A 15,599-nucleotide genomic window follows, 5' to 3' on the forward strand; every position below is an offset into this window, starting at 1 on the left:
GTCGTACCAGTACTATATAAATGCTTCAGGCTGTTTGGCATAAGGACGAGCGACGTCTTTACTAATAGTGCCTTTGCTGACTAAGTTTTTGAGAGTTTGGTCAAGTGTAATCATGCCGTCACCAGCACCAGTCTGAATAGCAGAATACATCTGGGCAATCTTGTTTTCGCGTATGAGATTGCGAATGGCCGGTGTACCGAGCATAATTTCGTGAGCGGCAACACGTCCGCCTGTTTGCTTTGGTAATAAAGTCTGTGAAATAACGGCTTGTAGCGATTCAGATAACATTGCACGAATCATATCTTTTTCAGCAGCCGGAAAAACATCGATCACACGGTCAATTGTCTTCGCAGCAGAGCTAGTATGCAAAGTGCCAAACACCAAGTGACCAGTTTCGGCCGCGGTTAAAGCCAAACGAATGGTTTCGAGGTCGCGTAACTCACCAACCAAGATAACGTCTGGATCTTCTCGTAGTGCAGAGCGTAGAGCAGGCTCAAAACCTAACGTATCACGGTGGACTTCACGCTGGTTGATAAGACTTTTTTTTGATGCATGAACAAATTCGATAGGGTCTTCGATGGTTAAAATATGCTCTTTACGTGTATCATTGATATAGTCGATCATTGCCGCTAAAGTGGTAGATTTACCAGAACCAGTCGGCCCTGTTACTAGCACCACGCCACGTTTAAAGCTCGAAACTTGTTTGAATACATCACCCATTCCTAAGTCTTCTAAAGTGAGAACTTCTGAAGGAATGGTACGAAAGACAGCGCCAGCACCGCGGTTTTGATTAAAAGCATTTACCCGAAAGCGTGCTAGATTTGGAATCTCAAATGAGAAGTCAGTCTCAAAAAATTCCTCAAAGTCGGCACGCTGTTTATCATTCATAATGTCATAAATTAGCTGATGCACGGTTTGATGACTCATAACAGGCATATTAATACGTGTGATTTCGCCATCGGCTCGAATAACGGCGGGCATTCCAGCTGATAGATGTAGATCTGACGCTTTATGCTTCACAGTAAATCGCAGCAGATCTTCGATGCTTAAGTTGCTTTTTTCAGCCATGGTCGAACGTTCCTATCCAGCAGTACAGTAAAAAACAAGCAATAAAATGATTATATGTTGATATTGTTCTAAGTTTAATAATGTTATTAAGAAACTAATAACACTAGTCTTACTTTATTTACAGCTCATACTTACTCTAGCAGTGTAAGCGAGCTAAAGTAACAAATTAATAACAATAATAGTCAATTTCTATCATAAAAGAAACAGATTAAATGTAAATAATGACGATTAACGGCTTAATTTTCTTAAGAAAATTTTATCAAGCATTTTTAATTAAGGTTTTCAGTAACAATGAATATAACAGCAAGGGTAGGATATGAATGATAATCGTTTGATTGCGAACTGGCAGCAGGTTAACAAACAGATTACTAAAGCATGCGAACAGGCAAATGACTTAGTAAAGGAGCAAGAAGCAAGCACTAGACCAGCGTCCGATGTCACATTGCTTGCAGTTTCAAAAACCAAGCCCGCTGATATGATCGCTATATTGGCCGAGCAAGGACAACGGGATTTTGGTGAAAACTATCTGCAAGAAGCCGTTGAAAAAATCAAGGCTCTACAAGATCAACCTGATGCGGTCTCTATCGTATGGCATTATATTGGTCATATTCAGCGTAATAAGACTCGCGATATTGCCGAAAACTTCGATTGGGTACAAACGCTTGAGCGTGACATCATTGCAAAACGTCTAAACGATCAGCGTCCAGCAGACATGCCACCACTGAATGTGTTGATACAGCTTAATATAGATGATGAGGAGAGTAAGTCAGGCTGTCATCCTAAAGATTTGCCCGACTTACTAGCAGCTATTAAGGACTATGAGCGCTTACAATTACGCGGTTTGATGATTATTCCTGCCAAATCTGACACAGATGCTTTTAAACGCACCAAACTGTTATTTGAAAAGGTAAAGCGAGAATATCCAGAACTAAAAGCATGGGATACGCTTAGTATGGGTATGAGTAATGATATGACAGCCGCTATTGGCAACGGCTCCACGATGGTGCGCGTTGGCACAGCGATATTTGGTGCACGAGACTGACCTAAGATACTTGCTCTCTCACTATCCGTGTTTTGGATCGTACAACGTTATCTTAAAGAAAGGCTTTTATTGCAGATTTTTTATGCAGTTTCTTCAAGTTTGGTCACTAGCATCTGATTGATTTTTAATTTATCAGTATCTAGTATTTCAAACCGATAGTTGGCGTATTCAATGGTATCGGTTTTTTTGGGTATTTTTCGCAGCATATACATCATAAAACCACTGATGGTTTCGTAGTTTTGATTGCGCGGTAGGTTCACGATGTCTAAAGCACGGACCACATCTTCGATAGGAGTCATACCGTCAATCAACCAAGAGTTATCAGTACGCTGGACAATAGGTTGATCTTCTAAAGTAACAAGCTCGCCCATGACAATGCTCATCACGTCTTTAAGCGTAATGACGCCAACGACCATTGCATACTCATTGACGATGACAGCAAAGTCAGCACCAGTAGATTTGAACATCTCTAACACTTCAAACAAAGACAAAGTATCAGGAACGAAGAGGGCCGGCTTTAGTAATGCTTTATTGGTTAAACTAACCTCTTGCTGATTCAGGACTAATGCTAAAAAGCTACGAGATTCTACATAACCAACGATATTCTCTAAGTCATCATCGTTGCAAACCAAAAACTTATTGTGAGGTTGCTCGATCATGGTCTCGACCACTTTTTCGGTACTTGTTTTGGTATCGAAGTAGACGATATGTTCACGTGGATTCATCACCGAGGTGACTGTCCGCTCTTGCATCTCAAAGATATTTTCTATCAGATGATGCTCTTGCTTTTTTAACACGCCAGCTTCGGCCCCAGCATCCATAACGGCATAAATATCTTCTGGCGTCATATCATCTTGACGCGCAGTAGAGATACCAAGTACCTCAAAAATAACGTTTGCCGCACCATCAAATACCCAGATGATGGGTTTGAATACAAAAATCAAAAGCATCATTGGCCGTACGAGTCGCACGGCTATAATCTCAGTACTAGACATTGCCAAACGTCTGGGCATCAGGTCAGCCAGCAAAGAGAACAAGCTTGTAATCAAGACAAAAGAGACAATCGATGCTATGGCCTCATTATTAAACAAAAGATGTAAATAAGGGCTGATAGCTGATTCTCCCACTGCACCAGCTGAAATAGCGACGGCGTTTAAAACCACTTGTACCACAGTGATAAAGCTACCAGGATTGTCTTGCATGTGTAGGACATCAAGTGCTCGGACTTCTCCGTCTTTTGCCATGATTTGTAGTTTAATTTTGCGTCCAGCTGCGATGGCAATCTCGGCAGCAGAAACAAAAGCGCTTAGGGCAAGCAACAAAAGAAGGCAGATACTAGCGGTTAGCAAACTCATGAAGTACTCAAAGAAAGGTAGAAAGGTTTGGAAATATATAAAAGGGTAGCACTATAAGTCGTACTAAGTATGGTTTATACGTTGATAGAGTAGATATTGGATACATGCTATTACGTATATAAATAAAGCAAATAACCATACTAAGACTTCGTGTACTGCTAATAAAAAAGCTGGACAAGAAGTGCCCAGCTAATAATAAACATAATAATATAAAGGTATAATCAAAACCAAATAGTAAAACCAATAAACTTTTAGTTATCGATTGACCATTTATTGACCAATGGGTAACGACGCTCACGTCCAAAGGCTTTTTGACTGATCTTAGTACCAATCGGCGACTGACGACGTTTGTATTCGCTATTGTCCACCATTTTGATCGTTTTGGCGACCATCTCGGCATCAAAACCTTTATCAACGATTGCCTGATAACCCATATCTTCGTCGATATATAAGGTTAAGATACCATCTAACACATCATAATCAGGTAGGCTGTCTTGGTCTTTTTGATCAGGGCGTAGCTCAGCTGATGGCGGACGAGTGATGACCCGCTCAGGAATCACAGGTGTATCCTCCAAACGATTACGATAGCTTGCCAAGTTATAAACCTGTGATTTATAAACGTCTTTTAGTACATCAAAGCCGCCAGCCATGTCACCGTATAAAGTAGAGTAGCCGACGGCTAGCTCAGACTTATTGCCAGTCGTAATGACTAAATGACCAAACTTATTAGACAACGCCATCAAGATAACGCCGCGCGCACGTGCTTGGATATTTTCCTCAGTGGTATCAGCTGGTGACTTATTAAATAATGGCGCTAATGTATGGCGAATACCTTCGACAGCATCAAAGATAGGGCAGACTGTATAAGAGACATTTAGACGACGTGCTTGTGCTTGAGCGTCTTCTAAGCTTATCTTTGAAGTAAACTCATAAGGCATCATGACAGCATAGACTTTGTCTGCACCCAAAGCATCTACAGCGATACACAAAGTCAAGGCTGAATCGATACCGCCTGACAAGCCAACAAGTACGCCGCCAAATCCTGAATGTTTGACATAATCACGTAGTCCAACGACTAGTGCTTGGTACATCTCTGACTCACGGCTCAGTGTGAGTGGCGCTTTTTCTTGAGTGTCAAATTTGCCGCTATCAACGTTCAAGGTCGCCAGCATCAATTGATCTAAGAAACGCGAAGCTTCATGAGCGATAGAGCCATCGGCTTGGGCCACAATAGAACCACCATCGAATACCAAGTCATCTTGACCACCCACCGCATTCACATAAACAATTGGCACTTGATGCTCACGGCTACGCTGAGTCAGCATGGTCTTACGCATATCTTGCTTACCTATCTCAAATGGAGAAGCGTTGAGACTGATAATGATATCGACGCCTTGCTGTTTTAGATCTGCAATGGGTTCTTTTTCCCATAGATCTTCGCAGATAAGTAGCCCGATAGTGATGCCTTTATAATCAAACAACACTTGATTGCGGCCTTTATCAAAATAACGGCGCTCATCAAATACTCCATAATTAGGCAAAAACTGCTTATGATAAAAACCTTTTTGGTGACCATTATGCAAGATAGCGGCTGAGTTAAAGGTGCCATGATGATCAACATGTGGATAGCCGACAATCATAACAATATCTTGAATATCGCTCAAAGCCGATAATGCGCTTTTGATACGCCCAGACAAGCTTGGACGTAGCAGTAAATCCTGCGGAGGATAGCCCAATAAAGCCAGTTCTGGGAAGACAATAACATCAGCGCCTTGGTCACGCGCTTGAATGGCAAGTTGACGCATTTTGTCAGCATTGACGGATATATCCCCTACCAAGAAGTGTGATTGAGCTAAAGCGAAGGTAACATTATTTGAAGGTGCATTGGTCGTACTGGCAGGGTTTCCTGCCGTCAGATTAGAGTTATCAGTGTCTTTTAGTTATCAGTGTCTTTTGACATTGTTATTGTTCCTATAAGTATATCAATGAAAATTGGAGAGCTGTTATAAGCCCAAAATAAAGTATCTGTATCTATAGAACGGTGCTAGCAGTTATAGTCTGCTCAAGCATCTCGTCTCAATTATTAGACTGTATGCTAATGGTTTCAGATAAACAGTATTAATCAATCAATACTAAGAATCGATCTTATATGATCAACGATATTGACGCTTAGACAGAATATTGTCCGAAAAATCTACATAGTATTGTTAAAAATAAATTAATAGCTTTAGTATAACATCAATTTTATAGCCTACGAGAATGTAGCAGTGATTTACCTTTATAGATGACTACTCAGTTGTCTAAACGTTCAGGTCATAAATATCATCTGCTATAAATCTCATAAACGATAGTTTTTCGGTAAATAAAGAGGAAATTGTAAGTAAAAATTACAACACATCATTGTTTATTCATGGGACGTTATTGCATAATGATGGACGTTAATTAAGTTTTTTTACCAAGTTGATGATATTAGGTCAGCAAGGTTAATCAATAAATTATTTGTTGTTGTACATAAGTTATTAAGCTGTTAATAGGATATAGTTGACAGCATAAAGAACAAAAGCAGGAGTTTGAGAACCCTTAAACTTATTAAACAAAATTATGAAACAAAGCTTTTATATATGGATATAGTTTGTAGACTTCATCTATAAGCTGATGTCTACTCATTTACAGATTTTGCAGTAAAAGCTCGTTAAGTTTTTGCTGTCAATGCTTGGTTTAAAAGTTATGATTGAAAACTGGACAAAAGAAGTAGTCATTCAACGCCTGCTCGCTATCACATTATTGGTGATGTTATTTATACTGTGCTTTCAGGTAGTACAGTTTTTTATTGTACCAGCTTTATGGGCCGCGATTTTGGCCTACGTGACTTTTCCAATTTATACCTTTTTTCATGAAAAAGTCCGACTCAGTCCAGACTTTAGCGCTGGCATTATGACGGTAAGTATCTCGTTGATTATTGGAGTGCCACTGGTAATAGGGGTGTTTATTTTGCAACAAGAGGCGCTTAGTCTTTATAGCAACTTAATCTACCGTGTGAAGGTAGGCTACCTCGATGTACCCGATTATTTCAAAGATTTACCCGTTATCGGTCAGCAGATCAAAGATATATTATGGCAAATTAACAAAAACCCTGAAGGCACGCTTGAAGCTTTTCGTGCTTGGATTCAGTCGCATTTATACTATGGCAAAGTAGCCCTAGACGTGGTGCTCAGCACTTTAGCTAAGCTTGGTATGGCACTCATGACATTGTTTTTCTTCTATCGTGACGGGACTAGCTTGATACGTCAGATTCGCCAGGCCCTACGCAACGTCATTGGCAATCGAATCGACGGTTATATTGACTCGGTAGGTACAACGACACGCGCAGTGGTGTACGGCATCGGTCTGACAGCATTGGCGCAAGCGCTGCTTGCAGGCATTGGTTACTATTTTTCAGGGGCGCCAAGTCCTATCTTGTTAACTATTGTCACTTTTATGATTGCGTTAATCCCTTTTGGTACGCCGTTTGCGTGGGGCGCAGTGTCGTTTTGGCTACTGAGTCAAGGACATACAACAGAAGGTATAGGTTTAGCATTATGGGGTATCTTAGTCATTAGTTGGGTGGATAATTTGATTCGTCCAATTGTGATTAGTGGCGCGACCAAAATCCCTTTTATCATCATTTTTATCGGTGTATTAGGTGGTCTTACCGCATTTGGTTTTGTCGGTTTGTTTATTGGACCAGTAGTGCTAGCCATCGGACTTGCTGTATGGCGTGAATGGATATCTCAGCATAGAGATGAGATTTTTGCGCCAAAAGAGGTAACGTTAGTAGACAATCAGATGTTGTTAGACTTTGATGACCAAATAAAAAAGAATACAAAAAGTTGAATTGTTTGTCAGACAGTATTGCTACTTATCTAACAGTCTAATGGCGTATGCCAACATTATTTATCTATCATTAATCGAGGCGCTCATCTATGTCCAATGTTATAAGCACTGATTCTATGACATCTAAGGCTACTCACGATCTGACTATCATTGCTGATGGAAATATCGCGGGTCTTGAAGATTTTTTTAGTGAAAAGACTTTGGGTCAAGAGACTTATCGAACGGTCAATATCATCAAAGTCGCTGGACGAGATATCAATGCGAAGTTAGTTGCCGAGCTGCAACCAGATGTTTTATTAATCCGTTCTGTGACGCCAGTAGATGCAACTTTGTTAGCAGATAATCAAAGCGTTAAGTTTATCGGCTCAGCGACGATTGGCACTGACCACGTCGACCAAGGCTATTTAGCAGAGCGAAATATTACTTTTGCGAATGCAGCAGGCTGTAGCAAGCATTCGGTGGCGCAGTATGTATTGACGGCTATTTTAACCTTGCGCCCAGAGTACTGGCAGCAGCCATTGACGCCACCGATATTGGGTATTATCGGGCTTGGTAATATTGGCCGCATACTGGCGCAATACGCTACTGATCTTGGCTGGCAAGTATTGGGTTATGATCCGCTATTACCTGCATCGAATATCAATAATGCCAGCTTTGCGCAAGTCATTAGCAAAAGCGATGTTATTAGCTTACATGTACCATTGACTGACAAAAAAGCGAATAATAATCCAAGTGGTAGCGATTATCCTACGTGGCACCTAATTAATAAAACTGCGTTAGATGCCATGCCGTCAGAAACTTTGCTCATTAATAGTGCACGTGGACCAGTTATCGATTCAGCAGCATTACAAGCCGACATCGAGAATAATAAGCGCCAAGTAGTGCTCGATGTGTTTGAGCATGAGCCGCAAGTATCTGAACAGTTACTATCGAAACTGGCTATCGCCACACCGCATATCGCCGGTTATACCTTAGAAGGTAAGCTGCGCGGTACGCAGATGGTTTATGATGCATTATGTGAAGAATTTGCGGTCACGCCTACACAAGCTATGCAGCAGCTATTACCAGTCAATATGTATCTATGGTCTGAGCTTAAAGCTTACCCAGATAGGCTGGTGAAGTTTTATGACATCATACAAGATGATAGAGAGCTGCGCGAAAAAGTAACTAATGGACAGGTGAGTGGCGCGAACTTTGACCAGCTGCGTCGTGATTATCATTTGCGCCGTGAGTGGCAGTTTTAAATCCTAAAAATATTAAACTTAAAAACACGTTGATCAAACATATTGTTCATAAACCATGTTGGATAGTAATGAATCAGTCAATTAATACCTTTTTCATAAACCATGTTGGATAGTAATGAATCAGTCAATTAATACCTTTACCCATACTTCTAAGCCTACCTACGCCCCAACTATGACACTTGCAATGGCGCAAAAGCGCGCAAAACTGCTTAGTGATATCCGTCAGTTTTTCACAACGCGTCAAGTGCTTGAAGTACAGACGCCACTGCTATCGCAAGCAGGTAATACTGATACTTTTTTGCAATCAGTGGCTGCGCAAGTAACTTATCAAGATAGGCCACGTACTTATTATCTACATACTTCGCCTGAGTTTGCAATGAAGCGTCTTCTTGCCAGCTGGCAGGTGCCTATTTATCAGATTTGTTCTGTATTTCGCGATAATGAGATAGGGGCGCGGCATAATATTGAATTCACCATGCTTGAATGGTATCGGCCAGATTACAGCCTGACAGATTTGGCTGATGAGCTGGGACAATTGTTAGAGGCATTATATGGCTATCCGGTAGTTATGAATCATTATCGTTATGTCGATGCGTTTATGGACTTTGTAGGTATCCATCCTTTGACAGCCAGTATAGAAGCACTGGAAGCGGTCGCAGAAGATAAAGGTTTGACAGGTTTTGATTTCAGTACTGATATAGATAATAAAGAAGACAGTCGGCAAGGGTGGTTGGATTTACTATTCAGTCATGCTGTCGAGCCAAATCTAGGGCATGAGTTGCCGACGTTAATTATCGACTATCCACCTGCAACGGCGGCACTCGCTAAGACCGATTTAGACAAAGACGGCAATCTAGTTGCCAAACGCTTTGAGCTATATATCAATGGGATTGAGATTGCCAATGCCTATGATGAGCTGGCAGACGGGACAGCATTACAGCAGCGTTTTGAACAAGACAATCTATTGCGTCAGCGTCATGGCTTACCGAACATGCCTATCGATGAGCATCTGCTCGCTGCTTGCGATGACTTACCAGCGTGTAGCGGTATTGCGTTGGGTTTAGATAGGCTACTTATGGTGCTAACAGGAGCAACTAGCTTAGAAGAAGTCATTACTTTTCCAAGCGATTTAGCCTAGCACCAATTAGCCTAGATAATAAGTAGCCTTGCTGCTAGTTTGATATGTCACAATCCCTTTCGTTGCTCTAGCTTTTAATAATAAAATTATCTTATAAAGTGTTCCAAAGTTAAAGCGAGCAAACCTTGTGGCTTACTCGCTTTTTTATCGTTTGAACTATGGTAGCGTTGTGCTCCACTATAATTTTGCAATAGCATCACTAATAGCAGTGTCACCATTTTGCATACTAAAGACTTGCTTATTGTTATTATCGGCATTTAATACTGCAACTAACGTAGCGGCAACGTCCTCAATGGCATTTTCACCAGCCTCAGTACTGTTTACAGCGATTTTACCAGTACCTGTACGCTCTTTTAAAGCACCAGCCTGCACGATAGTGTAGTCGAGCGTACTGTTATTGACTAGCCACTGATCTGCGTAATGCTTGGCAATGTAATAGTCTTTTAATTCTGCGATGGCAGGGTTGTCCCATTTGCTGGTATCCAGTGAAAATACCGTACTTAGCATAATATAGCGCTTGATACCTTTGTCTTCTACAGCTTGTATGGTCTTGACTGCACCATGCAAATCAACTTCTAACACACCCTTACCGCCAGAACCTGCTACAAAATATACTGCTTCGATATCATCAGCAATTTGGTTTTGGATAGCATCTTTCTCTGCGGTAATATCCAAATCTAACTGCGTGTAATTATCATCATTAAAAAGTTTTTTATCTTGACGAGTAGTACCGACCACTTGATGGTTATCAGCTAATAACTGCTCAACCAGATCACTACCAACGCGACCACTTGCACCTATCACTAAAATTTTCATAATCTTTCCTATTTTGTTCGTATTGTCGTTATGTTATAAATTTTTATAATAAAAATACTTTTTATTCAAAGACTTCATATTAAATATAAGTATTAAAAGTAAGTACTAAAAACTGTATATACGGTAACAAGAATAGGTAGCACACTTCGTTATGAAGCGTGCCAGTTGCATAGTGTTTAGTTATAGAGTGTATACGGTTTGCAAGGAGAATGATTTGCAAGAGAAATGAGATGGGAAAATCTAAAAGTTAACGTACCAGTTTGTTTAATCCATCGGCAAAATCTTTTTTGTCGCGATCGCCATAAGGTTTTTGCCCGCTCATTTCTTGCAGCTCTAAGACGCCAGTACCGCGCATGGTATCCATAAAGTCGCGCATATTGAGCTTTTGTTTGATATTGTTTTTATCGTAGATCATACCGCGTGTTGTCAAAACCATGCCACCTTTGTCCAAAATGTCATTGGCTAAAGGGATATCACTGGTGATGGCCAAATCGCCTGGTTGTATTTGTTCTACGATATAGTCATCAGCTTTATCAAACCCCGATGGCACCACTGTCATGACGAGCAGCGGTGACTTACGTAGTTTAATAGGCTGATTGGCAACAAATATTGCCAACGTTTGCGTACGCTCAGCAGTTTTGACAATTAAGTCTTTAGCAATTAATGGTACCGAATCAGCATCCACCCAAATTTGCATTATTTGTTAGCCTTTTCTGTCTTTGCTTTAACATTGATTGCATCATCTATTTGACTGTCTTTATTTGCTAAAACAGTGCTTTCAGTGTCAGTATTGGCTGTGTCGCTTGCATTATCAAGCTCTGTAACACTTTCATTTGGCTCATTTTGCTGCGTTACAACACTCGCATGGTTTTTGTCCAAGCCAACCTTGTTAGGTAATATTGCCACCAGTTTGGCCAATGCTGGCTCTAGATTGATAACATCGTTGGGCATCAAGGTAATGTGAGCAATCTTGCGATCTTCACGCTCAGCTTTGTGGTAACTATGATAATGGACACCATCAATAGCCAATACGTCACTGATATCAGGATACTGTCCTAGTACGTTGACCATAATTGCAGGGTGAACGTTGTCAGTATCGCCTAAAGGTAAATTAACGACCGCACGGATATGGTTTTCAAATTGACTAGTGATAGCGCCTTCAATGCTCCAGTGCCCAGAGTTATGTACGCGTGGTGCAATCTCGTTAGCAAGCAAATAATCATGACCGCGCGCGTCTTTGGCAACGAACAATTCTAGTGCCATAACCCCCACATAACCTAAATGGTTCATGACCGTAGTGATGGCTTGTTTTGCTTGATTAAATATGTGGCTGGTACCAACGGCAGGTGCTTGGGTCTTTGCCAAAATGCCCTGGTGATGATGGTTTTCAACCAAGTCATAACAGCGTACATGGCCGTCTTGAGAGCGTGCTGCGATGATAGAGACCTCCCGGCTAAACTTCACGAAGCCTTCTGCAATGAGGGGCGCTGGAGTTGGCGTTAAACTGCCTTTACCGCTGACCGCATCTTTAAGATCTTGCCACGCGGCTTTGATATCGCTGTCTTGCTTGATGACATATTGACCTTTACCGTCATAACCACCGCGACTGGTTTTGAGGACAATGGGCAAGCCTAATTGCTCGCAAGCCTGTTTTAATTCAGCTTGCGTACTAACCGCCATAAAAGGTACCGTCGCGATATCAAGATCATTAAACATCTGCTTTTCTTTCAAGCGATCTTGCGCGATATCAAGGGCAATTGGTGGTGGGAACATACCTTGTTTTTTACCCGCCGCTGCGAGGCTTGCCAACTTCTCGACCGTCGCTGTTGGGGTGTTTTCGAACTCTAATGTAAATACATCGGCTGCAGCGATAAATTCATCTAACTGCTCACTGCTATATACCTGTCCATAAAGGCTGGCTGGACAATCGGGGTTGTCTTCTAGGAATACACATTGATAGCCAAGTGGCAGAGCAGCTTGAGCGAGCATCATACCAAGCTGACCACCGCCTAAGATACCGATGGTATGGATAGTTTGCGTAACAGGATAAGCGTTTGCTGTGGTCATGAGAAACTCTTTGAATTAAAAATGGATTAAAACGAACGGTTTAAAACAGGAAAAGGTGCAACATATGCACCTTATGATCAGTAAAACCTATCTAAAATTAAATATCAAGTGTAGATCAATGAAATTCTACTCATCTTGATAAGGATGACAAGAGTGGTTATGGTGATACAAAGTTATCTAGCCGTTAATGATACCAGGTGTAGGGCTAGCTAAGATGGTATCGGTTTGCGTGTGACGCAAATCATCAAGTTTGGCAGCGATGATACTATCATGCAAAGCGAGCACTTGAATAGCAAGTAAGGCTGCGTTATAAGCGCCAGCGGTACCGATGGCTAAGGTCCCAACTGCCACGCCTTTGGGCATCTGTACGATAGAAAGCAAACTGTCCCACCCACTTAGCATAGACGACTTAACTGGTACACCAAATACAGGAAGTGGCGTCTGACTGGCGCACATACCAGGCAGGTGAGCCGCGCCGCCTGCACCAGCGATGATTACTTGTAAGCCTTTGTCTTTGGCTCCTTTTGCATAATCAAATAATCGATCAGGCGTACGATGGGCGGAGACAACTTCGCAATCAAAAGCAATACCGAAGTCGGCCAATAACTGTGCAGCACAGCTCATGGTTGCCCAATCAGACTGTGAGCCCATGATGATACCAACTTTTGGCTGGCCGTCAGGAGAGGAGATAGGATTGGGGTTTTCGGTCGCCAATACGGTACTCATAATGTGATATCCTCAAAACGACCATCATACAAAAATTATGCTATAGCCGTAAAGCCATGTTTTAATGATAATACTCACATTATCCTCATATTCGTTAAATGAATATGGTTTAATGAGGGCGATATTGCACAAAGTTGGCAGACTGTAGAGGTAGCGGTTGAGTGGTATCGAGCTGATAACAAGTCAGATAACCACTATCAATCGCTGCTGAATAATCCGTACAAACGACCTGCGAGCTGAGCGGTTCAGGCTCGCCTGCCAGCCAATAATGTCCGACAAACACAGGCTTATGAGTTTTTATAGCAAAGTCAATATTCTCAGCCAAAGCGTCAACTGGAATCTGTGCCAGTGCTGACGTGGGTGCGCGGGCAATCTCATGAAGCGTACGCGATCTTAACTTGTCGAGCCACCAACGTACCCGCACACGTGAGCGTTTAGTGCCTTCTTTGTCAATAATAACAATGCCATCCGGTAATGGCGTCTCCACACCTTTTAGCACACGCTCTAAAGCATCGAATGGTGGGGTGTGCTCTTTTGAAGTCACTGCAAGCGCATGAGGGGTTAGGCAGTTATCGGCTGTAAGTAAGGGTTTGAGCAGCGCCATACTGTCCACATCCCAGCAAGCATGGACAAAGCAGGCATAATCAGTCTCAATCCATAAAGGAATCTCATAAAAGCGCTGTAGCCAATAATGATGTAGCTCTGAGTCAAAGGGGACTTCAGCCAAGAATGCTTCGTGCTGACGCGTATGGACTTCATCATGTGAGCGCAAGTAGCGTTCAGGGTTGTTAGGATCACGCGTTGCAAACGCGATTGCATTATATTCGTGATTGCCCATGACGATATCAGCGACGTCAGCATCTAACATAGCAAAAGCAATCTCAAGGGTCGCTACTTGCTGAGGACCGCGGTCAATTAAGTCACCAATAAAGAGCGCACGATGACCATCTGGCGGCACAAAGTATTGTCCGTTATGGACATAACCTAATTGCCCAAGCAATCCCGTCAGTTTGTCAGCATAACCGTGAATATCACCAATAACATCTATAATCATAAGTCGTTATCAAAACCTAAAAGTAAATGAGATTAAAAAGTAAATGACACCATATACTAGATAAGCTAAAAACTAGGAGAAAGTAAAGCATTAATAAAATGTGGCAATACTCGTGGCTCAAGAATGATGGTCGCTACTACACCGAATGCACCGCCCCACATATGAGCCATATGATTGATATTAGAGCCACCATGTTTGTCAGCATAGATACTATAGGCCACATAAGCAACAGCAAACAGTATCGCAGGAATCGGCACAATAGCAAACAGATAGATGGACTCCCATGGCGCCAACAGAATAAAAGCAAACAATACCGCTGATACGCCACCTGATGCACCTAAGCTTAAATAACTGGCGTTTTTCTTATTTTGCAGATAGCTTGGTATCATTGCAATGATAATGGCCAACAAATAAAAAGCCACAAACCCATATCCACCCAAAAATGGCTGATAAAGCCCTTCTATAGCGCGACCAAAAAAATACAAAGTAAACATATTAAACAGTAAATGCATACTATCAGCATGGATAAAGCCATGACTGACAAAGCGATACCATTGACCATTACTTACCGCTGGTGGGTAAAAAATTAATCGATTAAACAGCGTTTTATTTTGCCATGCTAATAAACTTACGATGACTGTGACTATAATGATAAGTGTAGTGTGATTAAACAAAGAGTAATCCTTAGGCCAAGCCTGATAAACAAAGACGTTGCAAGCTTAGTTGCTACAGCTCAAGGTGCTTTTAGAGATTAATATACGTCAAAAATTACGTTTTGGTACGATAGATTAGATGCATATTATCAGCATCTATCATAGATACAGCGACCAATGGGTCAGATTATAAAGTTAAAAGACGGCCATAGGTTGAATGAATTTACATACGTATACAAATTATACTGAATAGGTAATTAATTTAACGTACATAAATCATATTTTTAAATCGACCGCAGGAGCGACATTAGGGTTTATTTATAGGTTTTTACTATCGACTTTTAAAATTAGTTTTGCTTAAAAGTATAATATCGATATAACCATTCAATGAAAAAAGCTATTTTGGTTTTTTTAAAATCTAATAACTAAAATTATGATTAACTAAATAATCAATAGCGCATATTATAGCCATATTTACAAAAGCTACTTTTATTACCTTTACTATATAGTCGATACCGAATAAAACCGATACGCCGATACGTTGTAACGTGATGCACAACTGG

13 protein-coding genes are annotated in these 15,599 nt (G+C 41.3%); 4 read left to right on the forward strand and 9 right to left on the reverse strand.

The genetic code is table 11. The annotated features are described in order from the left end of the window. Nucleotides 1–12: 12 nt before the first annotated feature. Entirely contained in the window at nucleotides 13–1,068 is a 1,056-nt protein-coding gene (locus tag PENNN9_RS01740; protein ID WP_058368044.1) for a type IV pilus twitching motility protein PilT, read from the reverse strand. Nucleotides 1,069–1,384: 316 nt separating this feature from the next. Between PENNN9_RS01740 and PENNN9_RS01745 the strand changes: the two genes are divergently transcribed. Further along, nucleotides 1,385–2,110: a YggS family pyridoxal phosphate-dependent enzyme gene (locus PENNN9_RS01745; protein ID WP_058368045.1), complete on the forward strand. Its 726-nt coding sequence runs from the start codon at nucleotides 1,385–1,387 to the stop codon at nucleotides 2,108–2,110. A gap of 80 nt (nucleotides 2,111–2,190) precedes the next feature. Here the strand turns inward: PENNN9_RS01745 and PENNN9_RS01750 are convergent, their stop codons facing one another. Further along, complete coding sequence (locus PENNN9_RS01750) at nucleotides 2,191–3,465, reverse strand: hemolysin family protein (RefSeq protein WP_058368046.1); 1,275 nt, start codon at nucleotides 3,463–3,465, stop codon at nucleotides 2,191–2,193. A 251-nt stretch (nucleotides 3,466–3,716) separates the two neighbouring features. Further along, nucleotides 3,717–5,381 carry an NAD+ synthase gene (locus PENNN9_RS01755; protein ID WP_058368047.1) on the reverse strand — a complete coding sequence of 555 codons (1,665 nt, stop codon included), beginning with the start codon at nucleotides 5,379–5,381 and terminating at the stop codon, nucleotides 3,717–3,719. An 811-nt stretch (nucleotides 5,382–6,192) separates the two neighbouring features. On the opposite strand from PENNN9_RS01755, the gene PENNN9_RS01760 reads away from it, so the two are divergent. From PENNN9_RS01760 to epmA, 3 genes are all read left to right on the forward strand, one after another. Beyond that, nucleotides 6,193–7,338 carry an AI-2E family transporter gene (locus tag PENNN9_RS01760; protein WP_058368057.1) on the forward strand — a complete coding sequence of 382 codons (1,146 nt, stop codon included), beginning with the start codon at nucleotides 6,193–6,195 and terminating at the stop codon, nucleotides 7,336–7,338. A 116-nt stretch (nucleotides 7,339–7,454) separates the two neighbouring features. Continuing rightward, complete coding sequence (locus PENNN9_RS01765; protein ID WP_058368048.1) at nucleotides 7,455–8,582, forward strand: 4-phosphoerythronate dehydrogenase; 1,128 nt, start codon at nucleotides 7,455–7,457, stop codon at nucleotides 8,580–8,582. 115 nt (nucleotides 8,583–8,697) lie between these two features. After that, complete coding sequence (gene epmA, locus PENNN9_RS01770) at nucleotides 8,698–9,720, forward strand: EF-P lysine aminoacylase EpmA (RefSeq protein WP_058368049.1); 1,023 nt, start codon at nucleotides 8,698–8,700, stop codon at nucleotides 9,718–9,720. Nucleotides 9,721–9,897: 177 nt separating this feature from the next. Here the strand turns inward: epmA and PENNN9_RS01775 are convergent, their stop codons facing one another. From PENNN9_RS01775 to PENNN9_RS01800, 6 genes are all read right to left on the reverse strand, one after another. Continuing rightward, nucleotides 9,898–10,536: an NAD(P)H-binding protein gene (locus PENNN9_RS01775; protein ID WP_058368050.1), complete on the reverse strand. Its 639-nt coding sequence runs from the start codon at nucleotides 10,534–10,536 to the stop codon at nucleotides 9,898–9,900. Between the two features lie 247 nt (nucleotides 10,537–10,783). Then, the gene (locus tag PENNN9_RS01780) at nucleotides 10,784–11,233 is read right to left on the reverse strand and encodes a DUF188 domain-containing protein (protein ID WP_058368051.1); all 450 of its coding nucleotides are present in this window, start codon (nucleotides 11,231–11,233) and stop codon (nucleotides 10,784–10,786) included. Continuing rightward, entirely contained in the window at nucleotides 11,233–12,603 is a 1,371-nt protein-coding gene (locus tag PENNN9_RS01785) for a 5-(carboxyamino)imidazole ribonucleotide synthase (RefSeq protein ID WP_058368052.1), read from the reverse strand. The genes PENNN9_RS01780 and PENNN9_RS01785 overlap by 1 nt, the downstream gene beginning before the upstream one ends. 177 nt (nucleotides 12,604–12,780) lie before the next feature. After that, nucleotides 12,781–13,329 carry a 5-(carboxyamino)imidazole ribonucleotide mutase gene (gene purE, locus PENNN9_RS01790; protein WP_058368053.1) on the reverse strand — a complete coding sequence of 183 codons (549 nt, stop codon included), beginning with the start codon at nucleotides 13,327–13,329 and terminating at the stop codon, nucleotides 12,781–12,783. A gap of 109 nt (nucleotides 13,330–13,438) precedes the next feature. Then, nucleotides 13,439–14,383: a metallophosphoesterase gene (locus PENNN9_RS01795; RefSeq protein WP_058368054.1), complete on the reverse strand. Its 945-nt coding sequence runs from the start codon at nucleotides 14,381–14,383 to the stop codon at nucleotides 13,439–13,441. Between the two features lie 65 nt (nucleotides 14,384–14,448). Next, complete coding sequence (locus PENNN9_RS01800) at nucleotides 14,449–15,057, reverse strand: rhomboid family intramembrane serine protease (protein WP_058368055.1); 609 nt, start codon at nucleotides 15,055–15,057, stop codon at nucleotides 14,449–14,451. Nucleotides 15,058–15,599 lie beyond the last annotated feature (542 nt).

It is taken from the genome of Psychrobacter sp. ENNN9_III (assembly GCF_001462175.1).
In the GTDB taxonomy this organism is placed as follows: Bacteria; Pseudomonadota; Gammaproteobacteria; order Pseudomonadales; family Moraxellaceae; genus Psychrobacter.